Below are 22714 nucleotides of genomic sequence, written 5' to 3'. Positions count from 1 at the left end.
TTAGAAATAAATTGAACGTTACAAGATAGCTATTATTTTAGGAAGATAAATTATACCTGCAATAATCAATGAGGTAAAGGCTGCAAAAGCGGGTGCGCCAGCTGCAATATCTTTTATAAAACCTATTTTTTCATGATAATCAGGATGCACAAAATCAGCTACTTTTTCAACAGCAGTATTTAAAGCTTCTGCTACTAAAACCATTCCGATAACTAAAGTTTGAAGCATCCATTCATTCATAGAAATGTTAAAACAAAAACCTAAAACAGTAGCAATAAAGCCAAAAAAAAATTGTGCTTTAATACTATCTTCAGTAGTAATTAATAACCACATTCCTTTTAAAGCAAAGGTCATACTACGCAACCTTCCTTTAATAAAACCGTCATTAGGATTTTTCATAAAATATTATAAAGCTTTTAAAGCTGTTTCGTAATTTGGTTCATCAACAACCTCACTTACTTGTTCTGTATATACAACGTTTCCTTCTTCGTTAATTATAACAATACAACGAGAGTGTAAGTTAGCTAAAGGACCATTTGTAATTTCTAAACCATAATCTTTACCGAATTTTCCAGTAGCAAAATCAGATAACATAATTACGTTTTCAATTCCTTCAGCGCCACAAAAACGACCTTGTGCAAAAGGTAAATCTCTAGAAATACATAAAACTTTTGTATTGTCTAAACCTGCAACTTTTTTATTGAATTCTCTAACAGATGTAGCACATGTACCTGTATCTACACTAGGAAAAATATTTAAAATTAATCTGCTACCTGAAAAATCAGCTAATTTTTTAATTGATAAATCGGTTGCAACTAAATAAAAGTCAGTTGCTTTACTACCATTTTTCGGTAAATTTCCTGTTGTATTTATTGAATTTCCTTTTAATGTTATTGTAGCCATTTTCTGTTTGTTTTATAAAAATCAAAGGTAATTAAATTAATTAAAAAATGAAGAAGATAAAGATAGCGGACTGTTAAAAAAGTTATCTTCGCATTTTGAAATACAATACCTTTTGAACTTACAACAATACACATCAGAATTTAAATACAACCTAAAGCTTGCAGCCCCAGTAATGTTAGGAATGTTAGGGCACACTTTTGTAAGTTTTGTAGATAATATTATGGTAGGGCAATTAGGAACGGCCGAGTTAGCAGCTGTTTCTTTAGGAAACAGTTTTATGTTTATTGCAATGTCTTTAGGAATCGGGTTTTCTACAGCAATTACACCACTAATTGCAGAAGCAGATTCTTCTAACAATTTTAAAGAAGCAAAAGCTACCTTCAAACACGGTTTGTTTTTATGTACCACTATAGGTATTTTAATGTTTCTATTGGTTTTCTTATCAAAACCTTTAATGTATTTAATGAAACAACCTGTTGAAGTTGTTGAATTAGCAATTCCGTATTTAGATTTGGTTGCTTTTTCTTTAATTCCGATGATTGTTTTTCAGGCATTCAAACAATTTAGTGATGGTTTGTCTATGACACGTTATCCAATGTATGCTACAATTTTAGCGAATGTTATAAATGTAGTTTTAAATTACTTGTTGATTTTCGGGAAATTCGGATTTCCAGAAATGGGAATTGTAGGTGCTGCATACGGAACCTTGTTATCTAGATTTGTAATGGTATTTCACCTTTGGTGGATTTTAAAAAGAAAAGAACGCTCGGAGCTATTGGTAACTAATATCAAATTATTTGTACTCGATAAATTAATGCTTCGTAAAATAATAAACTTAGGAGCACCAAGTGCTATGCAAATGTTTTTTGAAGTAGCTATTTTTACAGCAGCCATTTGGTTAAGCGGATTGTTAGGTAAAAATGCTCAAGCAGCAAATCAAATAGCCTTAAACTTGTCTTCAATGACATTTATGGTCGCTATGGGATTAGGAGTTGCCTCTATGATTAGAGTAGGAAATCAAAAAGGGTTAAAAAACTTTATAGCCCTTAGAAGAATCGCCTTTTCTATCTTTTTGTTAGGAATTATATTAGCAATAGGTTTCGCAACCATTTTTTACCTATTTCACAAATCGCTACCTAATTTATATGTAGATTTAAGTGATGCTGAAAACTATGCGGATAATATGGAAGTAATGAAGATTGCAGCAAATTTATTAATTGCGGCAGCTATTTTTCAAATATCAGATAGTATTCAGGTTGTAATATTAGGAGCATTAAGAGGGTTACAAGATGTTAAAATACCAACAATAATTACTTTTATATCGTATTGGATTGTAGGTTTTCCTATCAGTTATTTTTTAGGAACTGAAGAAACTTATGGTAGTTTTGGTATTTGGTTAGGTTTATTAGCGGGTTTAACAACAGCATCTGTTTTACTTTTTATTAGATTTAATAGATTAACTTTAAAATTGATTGAAAGAAACTCCGTTATTGGGGTTAAATAAAATATAAATAATACGTTTTTTATGAATTTACCTAAATTTTTATTAGCAGATAATAGTAATCATCCAGAAGATATTTTTGTCTTACATACAGAATTTCCACGTTTTTTAATCAATTTAAAAGATGATGAAGTAGAATGGTTTGAAGATTTAACAGGGGAAACAGAAGAAGATATTACTACCGAATTAGCCGGTTTAATGGATAAGGCAGGAGAGTTTTATGATAAAGAAATGGAAGGCTTAGAGTAAGTTTCTTTCTAAAAACTTATTCTCCAATATAGATTGCTTGCTCAATCTAATTTTAAAAGATTTAGCAAGCAATTTTTTTGTAATCAGGTTAAGAGGAAATAATTAAAGGTTAATAAAATTATAATCAATTTTTTCTTCTGTAAAATTTAGTTTTAAATAATTTGGGGTTTTATTATCATCTTTCAAGTCATCCACGACAATGTGAGTTGTATTACCCAAAATAGCAGTATTTTTCTTGTGGTCATGACCAGTAGCTACCACATCTACACGATGTCTTATAAATAAGTCTAATAAAACTTGCACCTCTTCACCTATAAGTGGTAAATTAGATTTTGAATCTAAGCGAAATAGACTGTTATGAGTAAATACATTACAGTACCTGTAATCTTTTCTTTTCGCTTCTAAAAGTTTTTTAAACCATTTTAGTTGTTTGTCACCTAAAGTTCCTCCACCAGTATCTAAACAAATAAAAAGATCGCTTGCAGCTGGAGTATTTACAACAAAGTAATAAGACGATGAGCCAAATAAAGAATAAAAACTTTTCCAACCATCATAATATAAGTCATGATTTCCTGCAATAGGATAGTACATTAGCAAATCTTTTGAAGGAATGTGTTCTGCAAAAAAATCATAATCATCTTTACGCCCAGATGTTAAATCGCCTAATAATACAGCAGCGGTGGCTTCCTTATCTATTGCTTCTTTAAAGAAAGCATCTATACCTTTTATTCCGCCAATATGAGAATCTCCCATTAAATGTAGCGCATACGTGTTTTTATCTAAATTTAATTCAGAATACCCATACTGCTCATTCCAGTTAAGAGATTGCTCAAAACGTTTATTTGCATCTTCGTAAGAGGTGAAAAAACCACGGAATTCATTATCATCACAAGACAATAGAGAGAATAATAGACAAAGTAATAATATTTTTATTTTCATATTTTCCATTTTATACCTCCTCTAAAAAAATAGCCAAAATGATTAGCACTGATATTAAAAATACCCGAACGCCTATACCATGAGTCAAGATATAAAGTTAGATTAGGTTTTAGTTTATACTTCATTTGTAAATTAATACGAGGATGAACTAATTGATCAATTGCATAATAATCAAAATTAGTAACAGAGAAACCAACATTCCAATCACTATCATGAGTTTTAAGGAAAGCAGTAACTAAGTACATTACGATATAATTTTCATGTAATTTGCTATTCGATTTATCAATGTTATATTCTTTTCTGGCTTTTGCATTATTGCATACGTTTTAAAATTTGTACCAATTTCAAAAAGGATATGTTTAAACTTTCTTGTTTCTAATCGTATTCCGTAATTGGTTTCATACATTAAATCTGAAAATCTATTTAGCATAAAAAAACCTTTAACGTCAAAAGAAAAGTTTTTTATTAAAAATTTTCTAGAACCTATGATATCAATCCCGGTAAGTGTGTTTGGATTACTACTCATTAAGTCAAATTGTATTCCAGTTTCAATATTATATTTTTTATACTGATAATTACCTCTATAGGCATTTTTTATATATACACCTTCTGATACATTATTTTCACCAATATCTATAAAAGATTCGAGTTCTAATTGTGCATTCATACTATTAATGATAATTATGATTATCAATGTTGTTAGTGAATGTTTTAATTTACTCTCTTTATTGTATTGTATTTTTTTTGTGTTCCAAGTATTTTTATACATCGTAATCATAATTAGTGAAACCTCGCTAATAATATAGTAAGTATATTTTAAGAATTTGTTAAGTTTAACAAATATTTCATAGATTTTTTTTAGTAATAGAATCATGTATTTGATTTCCACGAATTAATATATTAGTAAATTTAGTTAAGGTTAATGGTTTATATTTTTTTTAAACTTTTGAATAATTTTATTTTTGTTTGATGATAACTTTAGTGGTATAGATGGTTTTAATTCATCAAAAAAATGAATTCGCAAAGTTCGCTTATTTTTAATAATAAATTAAGATAAGATTACCTATTTTTTAGCACGTTCTACCAATTCTAACTGTTCTAGTTTTGCTTTGGTTGTAAATAAACCATAATTGATAAAAACAGTTTTCTTTTCAATTTTATCAATTGTTCCTACAGAGTTTCCATCAATTAATCTAACGCGGTCATTTACACAGTAAACGTAAGCAGCTTTTTCGATTGCTATTTTTTTAGCTTCTTCTTTCTTTTCAGATCTAATTTTTACTACTTTTTGAAGCACTTCTTTTTCTACTTTTTTTATAGCTTCTTGTTGCTTCTGAGTAGTAATTTTATCTTGTTTTTTTTCTAATTTTGTTAATTTTTTAAGTGGTGCTTTTTTTATGCGTTTTGTGTTTTCTGCAGCAACCCATTTAAAAAACTCGGTAGATAATTCCTTTTTATTGTTGGTTTGAAAATACTTATTAAGTAATTCGTTTGTCTTTCTTCCCAAGGTAAGCATTCGTTGATTGTTATCGTACAACTCTTGAAAACCTGAAAGTTTGCTTTGTATTTTTTGCTCTTTTTCCTGTAAACTGTCAATATGTTCTTGTCCTTTAGATTTTTGTTTAACCAAACTGTCGGAAGTTTTTTGTAAACGATTGCGTTCTTTCTGAAGTTTAGAAATTGTTTTATCTAATCTAATTTTCTCAGTTTCTACTCTTTTTTTAGCTCTGTTGATTAAGCTGTACGGAATTCCGTTTTTCTGAGCAACTTCAAAAGTAAAAGAACTACCTGCTTGTCCTATAAATAATTTATATAAAGGCTCTAAAGTACGTTCATCAAACTGCATGTTTGCATTAGTAATATTATCTAGTTCGTTAGCCAAAACCTTTAAATTAGCATAATGCGTTGTAATAATTCCGAATGCTTTTCTTTCGTAAAATTCTTCTAAGAAAATTTCCGCCAAGGCACCTCCTAATTCAGGATCAGAACCAGTACCAAATTCATCAATTAAAAACAATGTGTTATCGTCGCATTTTTTCAAAAATGAACGCATATTTTTTAAGCGATAACTATAAGTACTTAGTTGATTTTCTATGGATTGATTATCTCCAATATCCGTTAATATAGTGTTGAATAACGTAGTTTCACTTCGCTCGTGAACAGGAATCAATAATCCGCTTTGTAGCATCAACTGTAATAAACCAATTGTTTTTAAAGTGATACTTTTTCCACCAGCATTGGGACCCGAAATAACAATAATTTGTTGTTTCTCATCTAACTGAATAGTTTGAGGAAATGTTTTTTTATTCTGATCTTTATTCTTTTTCCATAACACAGGGTGATAAGCATCTTTAAAAAGAATCTTTTTCTCTTTGGTAATTTTAGGCAATAATCCGTTAATGCTTTTCGCATATTTTGCTTTAGCAGCAACCGTATCTAAATGTGTTAAAAAGACAATATATTCCTTTAGTAAAGGTGTAAAAGGATGAATTTTACTAGCTAAGGCTCTTAATATTTTAACAACCTCTTGCTTTTCTTCATAAATTAAATTTTGTAATTCTCTACTATAAGCCAAGGTAGCTTGTGGCGCTATATAAACAATGTTACCCGATTTAGAAGCACCTAATAAACTACCTTTTATTTTGCGACGATGCATTGCTGTAACAGCTAAAACACGCTGATTATCTATAATAGTTTCTTTAATATCATCTAAATAACCATTGGCTATATTTCTACTTAAAGCATGTGTAAAACTTTCAGATATTTTTCCGCGTATGTTGTTAACATCTTTACGTATTTGTTTTAAAACAGGCGAAGCGTTATCTGCAACTTTACCATATGAGGTAATAATTTCTTTTATGCTATCAGAAACAAAAGTTGTAAGTTCTATCTGATCACTTAAAGTAAATAAAGTAGGGTAGTATGTTTTAAATTTTTTTAAAAACTTTTTCATTTCGTTTACAGTTTCTGTAACTGTAGCAACTCTTAAAAAAGATTCGGTTTCTAAAAAACTATTTTCTATGGCTAATCGTTTAGTTTCTTCTGTTATGTCTTCAAAAAAGTGATTTGGAAGTCTGTTTTCATTTTCAAAAGAAGACAGGTATTCGTTTACTAAATTTAATTCGAAAAATAATTTTCTTTTATTTGATATTGGCTGAACAGTAAGCGTTTTTTTCTTACCTAAATTTGTAATACAATGTTCTGCAACTTGTTCTAAAACTGTTGTGAATTCTAAATCTTGAAGTGTCTTTTCTGAAATGTTTTTAGTCAAAATAGTATATTTGAAACGGATACAAAAATAACAAACAATGCAACTAAATATTAGTGATAGCTGGAAAAATATTTTACAAACTGAGTTCGAAAAGCCATATTTTAAAAATTTAACCAGTTTTGTTGATAATCAATATAATAATCACACCTGTTTCCCGTATAAAGAAGCTGTTTTTGCAGCTTTTAATTATTGTTCTTTTGATGATTTAAAGGTTGTAATTATAGGACAAGATCCATATCATGGAAAGGGGCAGGCAAACGGATTGTGTTTTTCTGTTAAAGACGGAATTAAGCATCCGCCGTCATTAAAGAATATTTTTAAAGAAGTAGAAACTGATGTTGGTATTCCGTCTGTTGTGTCTGGAGATTTGTCTCGTTGGGCTACACAAGGGGTTTTGTTACTAAATGCTACCTTAACGGTAAGAGAAGGTGAGGCAGGAAGTCATCAGCAACAAGGTTGGGAAGAGTTTACAGATGTTGTTATTAGAAAAATATCAGAAGAAAAAGAAAATGTTGTGTTTTTACTTTGGGGAAAATTTGCAGAAAAAAAAGGAGGCGTTATTAACTTAGAAAAGCATACAATTTTTAAAGCTCCACATCCATCGCCATTAGGAGCTTGGCGAGGTTGGTTTGGTAGTGGTCATTTCTCTAAAACGAATGATTTTTTGAGGAGTAAGGATTACGATGAAATAAAATGGTAATAAAAAAAGCTTGGTAATTTAATTACCAAGCTTTTTTTATATAAAATTAAGACAGCTTATTTGTTGTATAACACCCAAGTTCCTTTTTCTAATAAAGGTATTGCTTGTTTATATTTAACATCTTTTTCTTCGCCAGACATTACATTTTTAATAGTAACTTTTTCGTTACGACCAATTTTTGGTTGCTCACGAACTACAGTTTCAATAACTTGTTCTTCTTGAGTTTGCTGATTACGAGCTCTGTTCATTGCTTGCTGAGAAGAGTTTTGAACCTCGTCTTTACGAGTATCTAATTGTTCTCTTTTTTGTTCAGTAGCTTCTGATACTTGTGATGCATCTTGACTTGGCAACTGACCTTTAAATAAGAAAGATAAAACCTCTTTGTTAATCTTGTCAACAGTTGCTTGGAATAATTCGAAAGCTTCAAACTTATAAACTAATAAAGGGTCTTTTTGCTCATACGTAGCATTTTGAACGGTTTGTTTTAACTCGTCCATTTTACGTAAGTGATCTTTCCAGTTTTCATCAATAATAGATAACGTAATGTTCTTTTCGAAATCGTTTACTAATGATTTTCCTTCAGATTCGTAAGCTTCTTTTAAGTTGGTTACAACTTGTAATGTTTTTACACCATCAGTAAAAGGAACCACAATACGTTCGTAACGATCACCTTCTGTTTCAAAAACATTTTTAATTACAGGAAAAGCATTATCTGCATGTCTTTCTGTATCATTTTTATAATGAGCAGAAACAATAACATATAATTTATCAGTTAACTCTTCTTCTGTTAATTTGTTGAATTCGTCTTCAGAGAAAGGAGAGGTCATTGATGAAAAACGAATTAATTCGAACTCGAAGTTCTTATAATCGCTATTCATTTTATTTTGCTTTACAATTGAGCTACAAGTATCATAAATCATATTTGCAATATCAATCTGTAAACGCTGACCATCTAATGCATGACGACGGCGTTTGTAAACAAACTCACGTTGTGCATTCATAATATCATCATACTCAAGTAAACGCTTACGAATACCAAAGTTATTTTCTTCTACTTTCTTTTGCGCTCTTTCAATAGATTTAGAAATCATAGAATGCTGAATTACTTCACCTTCTTTTAATCCCATTCTGTCCATCATTTTAGCAATTCTATCAGAACCAAATAAACGCATTAAGTTGTCATCTAGTGCTACATAAAACTGTGTAGAACCAACATCACCTTGACGACCTGCACGACCACGTAACTGACGGTCTACACGACGAGAATCATGACGCTCTGTACCAACAATTGCCAAACCACCAGCTTCTTTTACTTCTTTTGATAACTTAATATCGGTACCACGACCTGCCATGTTTGTTGCGATGGTTACTACGCCAGCATTACCTGCTTCGGCAACAACATCAGCTTCACGTTTATGTAATTTTGCATTTAATATGTTATGCGGAATCTTACGCATTTGTAACATTCTACCTAATAATTCTGATATTTCTACAGAAGTTGTTCCGATAAGAACTGGACGACCTTGGTTTGATAATTGTACAACATCATCAATAACAGCGTTGTATTTTTCGCGCGTAGTTTTGTAAACTAAATCTTCTTTATCATCTCTTTGAATAGGTCTGTTTGTTGGAATCTCTACAACATCTAATTTATAGATTTCCCAAAACTCACCAGCTTCTGTAATCGCGGTACCTGTCATACCAGATAACTTACGATACATTCTAAAGTAGTTTTGTAAAGTAACGGTTGCAAACGTTTGTGTTGCATCTTCGATATTTACATTTTCTTTAGCTTCTAATGCTTGGTGTAATCCGTCAGAGTAACGACGTCCGTCCATAATACGACCGGTTTGCTCATCAACAATCATTACTTTATTGTCCATCACAACATATTCAACATCTTTTTCAAAAACAGTATATGCTTTTAAAAGCTGATTCATTGTGTGTATACGTTCGCTTTTTACGCTAAAATCGCGATATAATTCTTCTTTTCTATTTGCTTTTTCCTCAGGAGAATCGTCACTATTATCAATTTGACCAACAATAACACTGATGTCTGGTAAAACAAAAAATGTATCGTTAGTTGTTTTTTCTGACAAATGAGCAATACCTCTATCCGTTAAATCAATTTGATTATTTTTTTCTTCTACAGTAAACCATAATTCAGTATCAACCTCTGGCATCAACTTATTATTGTCTTGCATATAAAAGTTTTCTGTTTTTTGAAGAATTTGCTTGATTCCTTCTTGTGATAAAAACTTAATTAATGCTTTGTTTTTAGGAAGACCACGGTAAACTCTTAATAATAAAAAACCACCATCTTTTGTGTTTCCTTCTTTTAGCAATGCTTTAGCTTCTGCTAAAACACCAACTAAATATTTATTTTGTAGTGAAACTAAATCGGCTACTAATGGTTTTAATTCGTTAAATTCATGACGATCACCTTGTGGCACAGGACCAGAAATAATTAAGGGTGTACGAGCATCATCAACTAAAACAGAATCTACTTCATCAATAATTGCGTAGTTAGGTGCTCTTTGTACTAAATCGTTTTTAGAGCTAGCCATATTATCACGTAAGTAATCGAAACCAAACTCATTGTTGGTACCGTATGTAATATCGGCATTATAAGCTTTTCTACGTTCTTCTGAATTAGGTTGGTGAAAGTCGATACAATCGGTGCTTAAACCATGAAATTCGAAAATTGGCGCCATCCAAGCACGGTCACGTTTTGCTAAGTAATCATTTACAGTTACTACATGCACACCGTTACCTGTTAAGGCATTTAAGAACACAGGTAGGGTAGATACAAGTGTTTTACCTTCACCAGTCATCATTTCTGCAATTTTACCATTGTGTAAAACAGATCCACCAATTAATTGCACGTCGTAATGAATCATGTCCCAAGTAACTTCTTTACCTGCAGCATCCCATGAACTTGCCCAAAAAGCTTTGTCGTTATCTAAAGTAATATGTTCTCTAGTAGCAGATAATTCCCTGTCGAAAGCAGTTGCTGATACCTCTAGTTTATCATTATTCGTAAAACGTTTGGCAGTTTCTTTAACTACAGCAAAAGCTTCTGCCATAATATCTAATAAAACAGCTTCAGATGTTTGGTAAGATTCGTCTTTTAATTTATCAACTTCAGTATATATTTCTTCCTGACGATCAATATCAGCAGTTAAAGCTTCTTCTTCTAACGTTGCTATCGTTTCAGTAAAAGATTTTGTAGCTTCTTTTATCTTCGATTTAAATTCGATTGTTTTTGCTCGTAACTCATCGTTAGATAAATTATTTAATGAATTTTCGAAAGATCGTACTTTCTCAACAATCGGTTGTAGAGATTTTAGGTCTTTTTGTTGTTTATCACCAACAAAAAGTTTTAGAATCGAATTTAAAACGCTCATTTGTAAAATATTGTTTTATAGCTAGTTAACTTTTGGTTAATAGCGTTAATTATATAGTTGTGTTTATGCTTAAAAGTAAGCAAAAAAAAAGCCTCTTATATTAGAGACTTTTTGTGATTGTATTTTTAGTATTCGTCTTCGTTCCAAAGATAATCTTCTTCAGTCGGATAGTCTGGCCAAATTTCAATTATCGAATCGTATGAATCTCCTTCATCTTCAATATCTTGTAAATTTTCAACGACTTCTAAAGGCGCTCCAGTACGAATAGCGTAATCAATTAGTTCGTCTTTAGTTGCAGGCCAAGGTGCATCTGCTAAATATGATGCTAGTTCAAGTGTCCAATACATTTATTTGTCTTTTTAGTAAGATTCTCGCAAAAATAATTTTTTTTTGGAGAAAGTCAAGTTTTTTTTAAAAAAATGTGAAATCAATAAAAAAAGAACTTAGTTACAGTTTTTCAGGAATCCATTTAACCTCCTCTGCGTTTAAGTCTTGGGACAACTTTCGTGCCAGTACAAAAAGGTAGTCAGAAAGTCGGTTTAAATACATTAAAACAGCACTGTTAATTTCTTCTTCTTCATTTAAAGCTACTGATAAGCGCTCTGCTCTTCTACAAACACAACGTGCTATGTGACAGAATGACACAGTTTCGTGTCCTCCTGGTAAAATAAAATGAGTCATTTGCGGTAAGCTCTTGTTCATAAAATCCATCTGATCTTCTAAAAACTGAATAGAAGCAGCTGTTATTTTATGTATATTTAAACGCTCTTTACCATTTTTTAAGGTTTCTTTTTCTGGCGGAGTTGCAAGCATTGCACCAAGTGTAAATAATTCACTTTGAATTTTAGAAAGTGAGTTTCTTAATAAGTCATCTGTATTTTTGTCTCTTATTAAACCTATATATGAATTTAATTCATCTACAGTACCATAGCTTTCAATTCGTAAATGGTGTTTAGGAACTCTAGTTCCACCAAAAAGAGCTGTAGTTCCTTTATCGCCAGTTTTAGTATATATTTTCATTATGCTTTTTATTATTGTTTTGGTAAAGTTAGTTTTTCCAAAATATATTTAGGGCAACGCATTGGTTTTTTTGTATTCATATTTATAAAAGCTAAAATAGTGTTGCCTGTGCAAATTAATTGATTGTCTTGATTGGTAATTTCGTAGTCAAATTCTATTTTAACAGAAGGTGTTTTTTTTATAACAGTTGTAATTGTTATTTGATCGTCATATACGGCTGATTTTTTAAAATTACACGATAATGAAATAACTGGCAGCATTACCCCATTTTTTTCCATATATTTGTATGTAACACCTGTAGAACGCAGTAGTTCTGTGCGGCCGATTTCGAAGTATTGTGCGTAATTACCGTGATATACCACTCCCATTTGGTCAGTCTCTGAATATCGAACACGGATTGTAGTTTTATTTTTTAACAAATTATATTTTGTTTTTAAGATGCAATAACGTTACGTAAAAAATAGTTAAGAATCAATAGGAGATTGATTTTTTTATACTGAATTTTATTCACACTTTTGTTCGCTCAAACAGGTATACCTGTAGCCCCCAGAAATCGAATAAAAATTAACAACTAAAATTGTTTTTAACCCAAATGACTAAAACTGCTGATTCAGTTTGGAATGAATGTTTGTCTTTTATAAAGGACAACATTAAGTCCCAAGCATATAAAACTTGGTTTGAGCCTATTAAGCCAACAAAATTGGCCGGGGAAGCTCTTACAATTCAGGTGCCTAGTAAATTTTTTTACGAATGGCTAGAAGAGCATTATATTAAATTATTAAGAGTAGCTTTAGTAAGAGAATTAGGGAGCGAGGCCAAATTAATTTACGATGTACGTATGGAAAATACGTATAGTAGTAATAGCCCTCAAACAGTAAAAATACCGAGTTCAAACCGTAACCCGTTAAAACCTCAAAAAGTAACAGTTCCTTTAGAATCTAAAAGAGAATTAAAAAATCCTTTTATTATTCCTGGGTTGCAAAAGGTAAAAATAGAATCTCAATTAAATCCGAATTATAATTTTAATAATTTTGTTGAAGGTGATGCAAACCGATTAGCACGATCTGCGGGTATGGCAGTAGCTAATAAACCAGGAGGAACTTCATTTAATCCGTTATTAATTTACGGAGGAGTTGGTTTAGGTAAAACACATTTAGCACACGCTATAGGAGTAGAGATAAAAGACAAATATGCTGATAAAACAGTTTTATATATTTCATCAGAAAAATTTACACAACAATTTATCGATTCTGTAAAATCGAATACGAGAAATGATTTTATTCATTTTTATCAAATGGTTGATGTTTTAATTATTGATGATGTTCAGTTCTTATCAGGAAAAACAGGTACACAAGATGTATTCTTTCATATTTTTAATCATTTACATCAAAATGGAAAGCAAGTAATTTTAACTTCTGATAAAGCGCCTGTAGATATGCAAGACATAGAGCAGCGTTTATTATCTCGTTTTAAATGGGGATTATCAGCTGAATTACAAGCACCAGATTTTGAAACACGTGTTTCTATTCTTCAAAATAAATTATATAGAGATGGTGTTGAAATGCCAGAAGAAATTGTAGAATATATAGCAAAGAATATAAAATCTAATGTTCGTGAATTAGAAGGTGTTATTATTTCGATGATAGCACAAGCTTCTTTTAATAGAAAAGAATTTACGGTTGAATTAGCAAAAGAAATTGTTGATAAATTTGTTAAGAATACAAAGAAAGAAGTTTCTATCGATTATATTCAAAAAGTAGTATCGAAGTATTTCGATATGGATGTTGCTACTTTACAATCTAAAACACGTAAAAGGCACATTGTTCAAGCACGTCAGTTAGCGATGTTTTTTGCAAAACGTATGACCAAATCTTCATTAGCTAGTATTGGAAGTCAGATTGGTAAAAGAGATCACGCTACCGTTTTACATGCCTGTAAAACTGTTGATAATTTAACAGAAACAGATAAGCAATTTAAAAAATACGTGGAAGATTTAACAAAGAAGTTAACCTTGTAATTATGAAAAAAATACTAATGGTTTGTTTGGGGAATATTTGTCGTTCGCCATTAGCCGAAGGTATTTTACAATCAAAATTATCAAGCGAATTTTTTAAAGTTGATTCTGCTGGTACTGCTGGTTATCATGTTGGTGAATTACCAGATGAAAGATCTATTGAAGTAGCTAAAAAATACGGAATAGATATAACAAACCAACGCTCAAGAAAATTTGTGAAATCAGATTTTAAGGAATCTGATTTAATTTATGCAATGGATGAAAGTAATTATCACAATATTCTTTCGATAATTGATGATAACGAAGATGCTCGAAAAGTAAAAATGATTTTAAACGAGCAATATCCAACAGAAAGCAGAAATGTTCCAGACCCATATTACGGAGGTAATCAAGGTTTTGAAAATGTATATAAAATGTTAGATGAAGCCTGTGAAATTATTGCTTCAAAATTAGAGAACTAATGAAAGGGAAATTATACTTAATACCAACAACTTTAGGCGAAACTGAACCATTAGAGGTAATGCCTATATCAGTTAAAAAAGTAATAGAACATCTTGACCATTTTATTGTAGAAAATGAAAAATCTGCAAGAAGATTTATAAAAAGAATTACACCAAATAAAGCACAACCTTCTTTAGAGTTATTATTGTTAGATAAATATTCGAATGATATTGAAATTCGAAATTATTTAGATATTTGTGATAAAGGAATTTCAATTGGTTTATTATCAGATGCAGGTGTTCCTGCAGTTGCAGATCCTGGTGCAAGTATTGTAAAATTGGCACACGAAAGAGGTGTTCAGGTAGTGCCTTTAGTAGGGCCTTCGTCAATATTAATGGCGATGATGGGTTCTGGTATGAATGGGCAGAACTTTGCTTTTAACGGTTATTTACCTATCGATAAATCGGATAGAAAAAGAGCAATAAAAGAACTAGAAAAAATTTCTAGAGATAAAAATCAATCTCAAATTTTTATAGAAACACCTTATCGTAATGAAAAGATGTTAGATGATTTGCGTACAATTTTATCTCCTGAAACAAGGGTCTGTGTAGCGTGTGATATAACATTACCATCAGAATATATAAAAACACATACAGTACAAGAATGGAAAAATATAAAAACGGATTTACACAAACGACCTACTATTTTTATACTTCATAAAACATAAAAAAATCGCATCTTACTAAGATGCGATTTTTTTATGTTTTTTAACGTTTTAAACGCGCGCTTTTTTATTAGGTTTGATGTTAGAAACATCATAACCGGCGAATTTTTTCATGTATGATTTTATAGATGTTCCAAACGCATCGTTAAATCTAAAAACTCCGTTTGATCGCAAGTATTTTTTAACGTTACCAGCACCACTTAAATGTGCTGCAGCTAAAATACCAGATTCGGTAATTTTAGTACCATTAATAGTTTTACCTACACTTCTTCTAATGTCTTTTCTTAAAATCCATTTATTTACTTTACAGTAAGCCACGAATGCCTTTTCTTGTAATTCAGGAGTTTTTAAGAAGTTTTGCGTATTGTAAATTCTAAACCTTTTTAAGGTTTCTCTTCCGAATTGGTATTTCCCTAAATAGCCTAGTTTGTTTACAACTCGGTATCTTCCTTGTGATTCTTTAAAAGCTAAAGCTTCTTTAAAACCAACAAAATCTTTAACCAAGAAAGGAATATTAAAGTTATGAGCATAATATGCTGTTTTCTTTGGTTTAGGTGTTGTTTTATCTTTTTTAACCTCTGGAGTTGTAAAGCTAACGAGCGCTACAAAACCTATTAATAAAAACACTAAATACTTGATAATTAGTTACTTTCTGTTTAGCGGTGCAAATGTACACTAATTAATATAAATCATTAGCAATCAATACGTTAAGATTGTTGTGAAATATGAAAATCTCTCGTTATTGATGCTTTTATTATTTAAAAATCAATGAAATGATAATTAGATTATCTTATTTGTGGTTTTTTTGATGTTTTACTGAGAATAAAATTTTGTTAAAATTACCTAACAATTCCTCGTTGATTAACCCACCGTTGGTATTTAGCAGCATTTCTGTTATGTTGAGCTAAAGAGCTTGCAAAATCATGAAAACCAATTTTTTCAACGCTTGCACACATATAGTGGTAGTTATATAGTACATTAGAAAAAAGATTTAGGCTCAATATCTAAAATTTTACAGATAGCTAAAAAACGATACATATCAAGTTTCGTTTTTCCAGTTTCTAATTTATAGTATGCGTTTTGACTTAAACCAATTTTTTCTCCAAAATCCACTTGCGACATCCCCGTTTTTAATCTTTCTTCTTTTAACTTTATAAGAATTAAAGAAAGTTCAATTTCTGTAGACTTTTTCATGCTCTTTTTTTGTGCTAAAGATATTATTATAAAAATAGCTTTTGCGACTAATGGTTAACCCTATTTTAAAATAGGGTTAACCATTAGTCGCAAAAGGAGTAGGAATATTTTTGTGTCAGTTTTTTAAATGTATAGTTTTGAAAAACATTGCAATTTAGTCAATATGCTATGGTTGACTATAAATATTTCATAGATTAACTAAATATTTTATTAAATTAAAAATTATGAAAAAAGTATTTTTAACAGCACTATTTTTAGGTGCTTTTGTTACAGCGAATGCAACAGGTTTAGAAAAAATGAATGATAACAATATTGAGTCATTTAAAGTAGAAAAATTTGTAAAAAAAGATGTTAAAACAATTTCTACTATAAGTTATGATGAAGTTAGTGGTGACTGTAGTATTCATATTAAGAATAATCAAACAGGACAAACTGTAGTTAATATTACTGTGAAAACAGAGACGGCAGCAGATTGTAAGCAGCTATTGTCAGACTTGTTAGATGCATTACAGTAATAATTAATTTTAAAGGTTTTGCATGTATTAAAAAACATGTAAAACCTTTTATGTAATAAGAAAAAAATGAAATTTATTTTACTATTACTTATGCCTTTATTAGGGTTTTCACAACAAAATAAGATTACTGTTGAGTATGATTTTTATGATAATTCTAGATATAATGAAACAATTGCAGTATTAAATTGTGATAATGAGAAAGCCATATTTAAAACTTTTTTAGAAAAATTAAATACAGGTAACAAGGCAAGAATAACTTCTTCTAATGAGATTACTATAGGTGGAGATAGAATTGATATTTATAGATTAACCAATAAAAAAAACAATACACTTATTAGTTATGATATAAGAAAAAAAACTATTTATGAAATAGTTGAAGAAATTCCAAAAATGAATTGGAAAATAGATTATACAGAAACAAAAAAAATAGCTAACTATAATTGTAATAAAGCAACAGTTAATTTTAGAGGTAGAGATTATAAAGCATGGTACTCTATAAAATTACCTTTTTCTTTTGGTCCATGGAAATTTAATGGTTTACCAGGTTTAATTCTAGAAATAAAAGATGTAACGAATACTTTTAAATGGAGAGCAAGTAAAATTAAATATCCAGGTGTAAAAAAAATTGAAGTTCCTTACAAAAAAGTTAAAAGAGTATCCTTAAGAAAACTTATTAAAATTGAAGAAGAGAATTCGAAAATAATGAGGGCTAAACTTATGAGTTTATTACCAAAAGATGCAATTGTTACAATACCTAAAAATGATAGAAATGACCTTGAATTAGTATATGAATGGGAAAAATAAATTTATTTTTTACAGTTTATTTATTGGTATTTGCTAATAGTTTGTTCTCTCAATCTAAAATTCATGGATATATAAAGAATAGCCGTAAAGAAAATATTAATAGTGTTGCTGTTATTTTAAAAGATAAAAACACTAAAAGTATTGTGTCTTATTGTTATTCAAATGAAAAAGGATATTTTTATTTTGATAAAGTTAAAAAGGGACATTATTCTTTAACATTTTCCTCGTTGCCTTATAAAGAATTAACTATTGATTTACTTGTTGATAATAAGCTAGTAGTTATTGAAAAAAAGGTTGTTCTTGAGGATAATAAAATAACATTAGATGAAGTAATTGTAAAAAGTAAGCGTTCAATTATTGTTAAAAAAGATACAATACTCTTTAATGTGTCATCTTTTATAGATGGAAGTGAATATTCTGTAGAGGATTTATTAAAGAAAATTCCCGGGCTTACTGTAGATAGTGAAGGAACTATAAAAGTAGGAGATAGGGAGATAGAAAAATTAATGGTAGATGGTGATGATTTCTTTGAAAAAGGTTACAAGATATTATCTAAAAGCATGCCTTCTTATGCTATAAAAGAAGTAGAGATACTAAAAAAATATTCTAATAATCGTTTATTAAAAGGTATAGAAGATAGTGATAAAGTTGCTTTAAATTTAAAACTAGATAAAAATTCAAAAAGAATTTGGTTTGGTAATTCTAAAGCAAGTATTGGTAATAATAATTTTTATCATTTCAAGGGGAATTTAATGAATTTTGGAAAGAAGAATAAGTATTATTTTCTTACCAATTTAAATAATTTAGGATATGATGCGGTAGGTGATGTACAAGAGTTAATAAATCCGTATAGATTAGATGAACCTGGTAGTATTGGAGATGATCAAAAAGCAACAAGTTTATTAGAATTATCAAATATAAATTTAAGCTTTAATAAAAATCGTACAAATTTTAATAATGCAAAGTTACTATCATTAAATGCAATTTTTAATCCTTCAGATAAACTAAAGATAAAAGCTTTAGGTTTTTTTAATAGTGATATTGTTGGTTTTACTAAAAACAGCCTAGAGATTGTTGATTTAGATAATATTAGTTTTGATAATAAAGAAAATTATAAGCTAACAAAAAAGAATAACATCGCTTTTGGTAAACTGGATATAAATTATAATATATCTAAAAATAAAATGTTGATATCTTCTCTAAAGTATAATCAAGGAGATTTTAATAGCGTTTCCAATTTAGTGTTTAATGGTGATACAACAATTGAAGGAGTAAAATCTAAAAATAAACTGTTTGATCAAAAAATAACCTATACTCATAAATTAGATGACAAAAAGGTGTTGTTATTAACAGGGAGATTAATAAATGAAGAAACACCTCAAAATTACAAAGTAGATAGATTTTTGTTTAGTGATTTATTTGTAAACACCGATAAAGTTAACAATGTAAAACAATATAGTGCGAACTATATGCAATTTGCAGGTGTGAGTGCTCATTTATTAAATAGAAAAAAAAATGGGAGTTTATTAGAATTACAATTAGGTAATAAGTTTAGAGGAGATGAGCTTACATCTAATTTGTCTTTACTAGAGAATACTAATGTTGTAAGTACGCCTGTTGGATATCAAAATAAAACTATTTATAGGGTAAATGATTTGTATCTTAAGAGTAAATATCTTTATAAGCTTAAAAAAATTAAATTTTTGGGAGAATTAAATTTTCATCAAATTCTTAATTTTCTAAAAAATGAAAATACTACAAAAGAACAAAAACCTTTTTTTATAAACCCTAAGATAGGGGTTAGTTGGGCTATAAATGATAGAAATAAAATTTCATCTTATTATTCTTATAATAAAACAAATACAAGTATAATAGATGTTTATAGTAATTATTTACTAACTGATTTTCGATCTTTTTCAAGAGGAATCAATGAATTAAATCAATTGAGCACATCTAACTTAAGGTTTAACTATAATTTAGGTAATTGGAGTGATCGTTTTTTTGCTAACATTTCAATGTTTTATAATGTAAATCATGATTTTTTTTCCTCAGAGATTAATTTAAGTCAAAATTACGTTCAAGTAAATAAAGTTTTAATTAAAGATAGAAAGTTAATAGGAATTGTAGCAAATGCAGACTACTATTTTAAGTTTATTAATTCAATTTTAAAACTAAAAACTGGTTATGTTAAGAGTGAATATAAAAACACAATTAATAATTCTAGTTTAAGAGAAATAATAACAAAGAATTATAATTATGGTTTTGAATTACGTTCTAGTTTTCGAGGTTTTTTTAATTACCATATAGGGTCAGAATGGAAAGATATTCAAATAAAAATTATAGAAAATAATTCTTTTGTAGATAATGTTAGCTTTTTAGATTTATCCTTTGCATTTAACAAAAGTCTTAATTCTAAAATAAAATTAGAACACTATTCTTTTGGAAATTTAAAAGTAAATAATAGATATACTTTTTTAGATTTTGAAAGCACTTACACGTTAATTAAAAATAAATTAACAATGGAGTTAGTTGGTAAGAATTTGTTTAATGTAAAGCAGTTCAGAGATTCTAATATAAGCGATATTGGAACTTCGACAACAGAATACAATCTGCTGCCAAAATCTATACTAATAGGTTTGGAATATAGGTTCTAAAGAATAAACTTACCTATTTATTCCACGTTGTGTAATCCATCTTTGGTATTTAGCCGCGTTTCTGTTGTGTTGTGCTAAAGAACTTGCAAAATCATGAAAACCAATATTATCTACACTTGCACACATATAATAGTAACCATGTTTTTTGTAGTTTAAAACTGCATCTATTGATGATACATCTGGCATTGCAATTAATGATGGCGGTAAACCTGTATTTTGATACGTATTATAAGGCGATTTAATTTTAAGATCGTTATTAAGTACACGTTTTACAATAAAGTCATCACCTTTAAGTTGTTTAATCGCATATATAACTGTAGGGTCTGCCTGTAAAGGCCAACCATCTCTTAACCTGTTTAAATACAAACCAGCTACAATTGGGCGTTCGCTTTTTTGCGCAGTTTCTTTTTGTACGATAGAAGCCAAGGTAATAACTTCCTTTTTTGATAAGTTTAGTTTTTTAGCTTTAGCTAATCTTGCTGTATTCCAAAAGCGATTGTATTCAATAAGCATTTTACTGCGGAATTTTTCAGCAGAGGTGTTCCAATAAAATTCATAACTATTAGGAATATACATTCCTAAAGCATTTTTTTGATTGAAACCATTTTTCACTAAAAAGTCTTTCTCTCTCATTACTTTTACTAAAGAAATGGAGTCAGTTTCAATTTGTTCTGCAATTCTACCTGCCAGTTTTTCTAATGAATCTTGATTGTTAAAAGATAATTTTATCGGAGTCTGGTTTCCGCTCCTCAATAAGTTTACTACATCGTTTAAACTCATTCCTTTTTTTAGAATGTATTTTCCGCCTTTCGGTTTTGTGAATTTTTTCTTTTCGGCAACCCAAATAAAGTTTTCAGGTTTATCGATATAATTAGAAAGCTGTTTTTTTAATCCATCAAAAGTATCATCAGATTTTATATAAATAGCGCCGCTTTTAGTAACCGCATTGCCAAATATTTTCTGATAAAAATTAAAACCAATAATTCCGCCAATTAAAAATATAATGGCAATAGCTATGTATATTATTCTCTTATTCATTTATCAATTGAAATAAAATTTCGTCTTTATATATATTGTTGCTTAAAATCCAATCTTTTTTAACACCGATTTCTTTAAAATTGTGTTTTGTAAAAAGATGAATGCTGTTTTTATTATCGCTTGTAATATTAGCGTATAATTGGTGTATTTGTAAGTATGTAAAACAATAGTTGTTTAATAGTTGTAAAGCTTCAGATGCAAATCCGTTTTGTTGATAATCAGGGTGAATTAAAATTCCGATGCCGGCTCTTTTATGCTGCGGATTAAAATCAAAAACATCAATCATACCAATAGCATTTAACGAAGTGTTATCTTCAATAACTAGGCGTAATTGTTTTGCTTCATAAATATCTAAATGAGCATTTTCTAAATATTGTTTTAAAATAAATTTCGAAAACGGAACTTGCGTATGACTAACTTCCCAAAAAGATTCATTGTTTTCTATTTGAAACAAAAATTCTAAATCTTCAGGTTCAAGCGCTCTTAAATTTATATGTGTACCTTTTAATGTATTCATTACAATTCAATTTCGCCTTTAAACACACAAACGGCCGGTCCTTTTAAAAATATATTGCTGAATTTGCCATTTTCTTCATCAAAACTAACTTCAAGTAAACCACCTTCTACATGTAGTTTAATTAAAGTTTCAGTTGTTTTTTTAGTAGCGTACATTGCAATAGCAACTGCAGTAACGCCTGTTCCGCAGGCTAAAGTTTCATTTTCCACACCTTTTTCATAGGTTCTAACCCTAAAAGTATTGTTGTTTATTTGTTGTGTGAAATTAACGTTAGCACCAGGAGAATCGTAACTGTATCTTATTTTTTTTCCGTTTTCAAAAACAGGGTAATTCTCTAAGGATTCAACTATCTCTACATGATGTTGTGTGCCTGTAAATGCATAAACAGCGTCTTTTTTTATGTTGATTTCGTTTACGTTTACCATGTGTAATGAAATAATGTCGTTATCAATTTCGGCATAATGTGCACCATCAAAAGCAGTAAAGGTTGTTTTACGATCAATAATGTTTAGTTTTTTAGCAAAAGCAACGGCACATCTTCCGCCATTTCCGCACATAGTTTCGCTTCCATCTGCATTAAAATAAATCATTCTAAAATCGGTTGTGTTGTGATTTTCAATTAAAATCACGCCATCGGCACCAATTCCAAAATTTCTATTACATAGTTTATTAATAAAAGCAATGTTATTTTTTGGAAATATTTTTGTGCGGTTATCGACTATAACAAAGTCGTTACCTGTTCCTTGGTATTTGTAAAAAACTAAATTCATAAGAAGCAAATATACAAGATTTCTAATGAATTAAAATGTGTTAAATAGCGGTT

The 22714-nt window shown here is 29.6% G+C and carries 24 protein-coding genes; 9 read left to right on the top strand and 15 right to left on the bottom strand.

Annotated features, from left to right (window positions below; all coding sequences use genetic code 11):
- Positions 1-18 precede the first annotated feature (18 nt).
- Positions 19-399: a diacylglycerol kinase family protein gene (locus tag H0I30_RS03005; protein WP_218772835.1), complete on the bottom strand. Its 381-nt coding sequence runs from the start codon at positions 397-399 to the stop codon at positions 19-21.
- 6 nt (positions 400-405) lie between these two features.
- Complete coding sequence (tpx, locus tag H0I30_RS03000) at positions 406-903, bottom strand: thiol peroxidase (RefSeq protein ID WP_218772834.1); 498 nt, start codon at positions 901-903, stop codon at positions 406-408.
- A 112-nt stretch (positions 904-1015) separates the two neighbouring features.
- Here tpx and H0I30_RS02995 point away from each other — a divergent pair, with 112 nt between their 5' ends.
- Positions 1016-2407 (top strand): MATE family efflux transporter, encoded by a 1392-nt coding sequence (locus H0I30_RS02995; protein ID WP_218772833.1) that lies wholly within the window; start codon positions 1016-1018, stop codon positions 2405-2407.
- A gap of 21 nt (positions 2408-2428) precedes the next feature.
- On the top strand, positions 2429-2653 hold the full coding sequence (locus H0I30_RS02990) for a hypothetical protein (protein ID WP_218772832.1): 225 nt from the start codon (positions 2429-2431) through the stop codon (positions 2651-2653).
- A gap of 102 nt (positions 2654-2755) precedes the next feature.
- On the opposite strand, the gene H0I30_RS02985 is transcribed toward H0I30_RS02990, so the two are convergent.
- The 4 genes from H0I30_RS02985 to H0I30_RS02970 all read right to left on the bottom strand — a co-directional run bounded on the left by H0I30_RS02985 (position 2756) and on the right by H0I30_RS02970 (position 6863).
- Positions 2756-3592, bottom strand: a complete 837-nt coding sequence (locus H0I30_RS02985) for a metallophosphoesterase (protein ID WP_218772831.1) — start codon at positions 3590-3592, stop codon at positions 2756-2758.
- On the bottom strand, positions 3589-3837 hold the full coding sequence (locus H0I30_RS02980; protein WP_218772830.1) for a conjugal transfer protein TraF: 249 nt from the start codon (positions 3835-3837) through the stop codon (positions 3589-3591). The genes H0I30_RS02985 and H0I30_RS02980 overlap by 4 nt, the downstream gene beginning before the upstream one ends.
- A complete protein-coding gene (locus tag H0I30_RS02975) occupies positions 3837-4361 on the bottom strand; it encodes a hypothetical protein (protein ID WP_218772829.1) in 525 nt (174 codons plus the stop codon). The genes H0I30_RS02980 and H0I30_RS02975 overlap by 1 nt, the downstream gene beginning before the upstream one ends.
- A 294-nt stretch (positions 4362-4655) precedes the next feature.
- Entirely contained in the window at positions 4656-6863 is a 2208-nt protein-coding gene (locus H0I30_RS02970; RefSeq protein WP_218772828.1) for a DNA mismatch repair protein MutS, read from the bottom strand.
- 37 nt (positions 6864-6900) lie between these two features.
- On the opposite strand from H0I30_RS02970, the gene ung reads away from it, so the two are divergent.
- Positions 6901-7563 carry a uracil-DNA glycosylase gene (gene ung, locus H0I30_RS02965; protein WP_218772827.1) on the top strand — a complete coding sequence of 221 codons (663 nt, stop codon included), beginning with the start codon at positions 6901-6903 and terminating at the stop codon, positions 7561-7563.
- Between the two features lie 56 nt (positions 7564-7619).
- Here ung and secA read toward each other — a convergent pair whose 3' ends face one another.
- The 4 genes from secA to H0I30_RS02945 all read right to left on the bottom strand — a co-directional run bounded on the left by secA (position 7620) and on the right by H0I30_RS02945 (position 12409).
- The gene (gene secA / locus H0I30_RS02960) at positions 7620-10970 is read right to left on the bottom strand and encodes a preprotein translocase subunit SecA (protein ID WP_218772826.1); all 3351 of its coding nucleotides are present in this window, start codon (positions 10968-10970) and stop codon (positions 7620-7622) included.
- 125 nt (positions 10971-11095) lie between these two features.
- Positions 11096-11317 carry a DUF2795 domain-containing protein gene (locus H0I30_RS02955; RefSeq protein ID WP_028889331.1) on the bottom strand — a complete coding sequence of 74 codons (222 nt, stop codon included), beginning with the start codon at positions 11315-11317 and terminating at the stop codon, positions 11096-11098.
- A 100-nt stretch (positions 11318-11417) separates the two neighbouring features.
- The gene (locus H0I30_RS02950) at positions 11418-11990 is read right to left on the bottom strand and encodes a cob(I)yrinic acid a,c-diamide adenosyltransferase (protein ID WP_218772825.1); all 573 of its coding nucleotides are present in this window, start codon (positions 11988-11990) and stop codon (positions 11418-11420) included.
- Between the two features lie 11 nt (positions 11991-12001).
- On the bottom strand, positions 12002-12409 hold the full coding sequence (locus H0I30_RS02945; protein WP_218772824.1) for a thioesterase family protein: 408 nt from the start codon (positions 12407-12409) through the stop codon (positions 12002-12004).
- A 173-nt stretch (positions 12410-12582) separates the two neighbouring features.
- On the opposite strand from H0I30_RS02945, the gene dnaA reads away from it, so the two are divergent.
- From dnaA to H0I30_RS02930, 3 genes are read left to right on the top strand one after another with little or no spacing between them, the layout of a single operon-like run.
- Positions 12583-14007, top strand: coding sequence for a chromosomal replication initiator protein DnaA (dnaA, locus tag H0I30_RS02940; RefSeq protein ID WP_218772823.1), 1425 nt, complete (start codon positions 12583-12585; stop codon positions 14005-14007).
- Positions 14008-14009: 2 nt separating this feature from the next.
- A complete protein-coding gene (locus H0I30_RS02935; protein WP_218772822.1) occupies positions 14010-14465 on the top strand; it encodes a low molecular weight protein-tyrosine-phosphatase in 456 nt (151 codons plus the stop codon).
- Positions 14465-15172, top strand: coding sequence for an SAM-dependent methyltransferase (locus H0I30_RS02930; RefSeq protein ID WP_218772821.1), 708 nt, complete (start codon positions 14465-14467; stop codon positions 15170-15172). The genes H0I30_RS02935 and H0I30_RS02930 overlap by 1 nt, the downstream gene beginning before the upstream one ends.
- 48 nt (positions 15173-15220) lie before the next feature.
- Here H0I30_RS02930 and H0I30_RS02925 read toward each other — a convergent pair whose 3' ends face one another.
- On the bottom strand, positions 15221-15796 hold the full coding sequence (locus H0I30_RS02925) for a peptidoglycan-binding protein LysM (protein WP_255554320.1): 576 nt from the start codon (positions 15794-15796) through the stop codon (positions 15221-15223).
- A 351-nt stretch (positions 15797-16147) separates the two neighbouring features.
- Complete coding sequence (locus H0I30_RS02920; protein WP_218772820.1) at positions 16148-16363, bottom strand: helix-turn-helix domain-containing protein; 216 nt, start codon at positions 16361-16363, stop codon at positions 16148-16150.
- Positions 16364-16587: 224 nt separating this feature from the next.
- On the opposite strand from H0I30_RS02920, the gene H0I30_RS02915 reads away from it, so the two are divergent.
- The 3 genes from H0I30_RS02915 to H0I30_RS02905 all read left to right on the top strand — a co-directional run bounded on the left by H0I30_RS02915 (position 16588) and on the right by H0I30_RS02905 (position 20336).
- On the top strand, positions 16588-16878 hold the full coding sequence (locus H0I30_RS02915; RefSeq protein ID WP_218772819.1) for a hypothetical protein: 291 nt from the start codon (positions 16588-16590) through the stop codon (positions 16876-16878).
- Positions 16879-16944: 66 nt separating this feature from the next.
- Positions 16945-17682 (top strand): GLPGLI family protein, encoded by a 738-nt coding sequence (locus H0I30_RS02910; RefSeq protein WP_218772818.1) that lies wholly within the window; start codon positions 16945-16947, stop codon positions 17680-17682.
- A complete protein-coding gene (locus H0I30_RS02905) occupies positions 17670-20336 on the top strand; it encodes a carboxypeptidase-like regulatory domain-containing protein (protein WP_218772817.1) in 2667 nt (888 codons plus the stop codon). The genes H0I30_RS02910 and H0I30_RS02905 overlap by 13 nt, the downstream gene beginning before the upstream one ends.
- 9 nt (positions 20337-20345) lie before the next feature.
- Here the strand turns inward: H0I30_RS02905 and mltG are convergent, their stop codons facing one another.
- Genes mltG through dapF form a run of 3 tightly spaced genes read right to left on the bottom strand, consistent with a single transcriptional unit; the run spans position 20346 to position 22661 of the window.
- A complete protein-coding gene (gene mltG, locus H0I30_RS02900; protein ID WP_218772816.1) occupies positions 20346-21374 on the bottom strand; it encodes an endolytic transglycosylase MltG in 1029 nt (342 codons plus the stop codon).
- Positions 21367-21891, bottom strand: a complete 525-nt coding sequence (locus H0I30_RS02895; protein ID WP_218772815.1) for a GNAT family N-acetyltransferase — start codon at positions 21889-21891, stop codon at positions 21367-21369. The genes mltG and H0I30_RS02895 overlap by 8 nt, the downstream gene beginning before the upstream one ends.
- Entirely contained in the window at positions 21891-22661 is a 771-nt protein-coding gene (gene dapF / locus H0I30_RS02890) for a diaminopimelate epimerase (RefSeq protein WP_218772814.1), read from the bottom strand. Before dapF ends, H0I30_RS02895 begins: the two co-directional genes overlap by 1 nt.
- Positions 22662-22714: the final 53 nt, after the last annotated feature.

Origin of the sequence: Tenacibaculum sp. AHE14PA, from assembly GCF_019278465.1 — a bacterium.
GTDB classification, from domain to species: Bacteria; Bacteroidota; Bacteroidia; order Flavobacteriales; family Flavobacteriaceae; genus Polaribacter; species Polaribacter bernardetii.
This window is presented reverse-complemented; position numbering and strand designations above follow the sequence as displayed.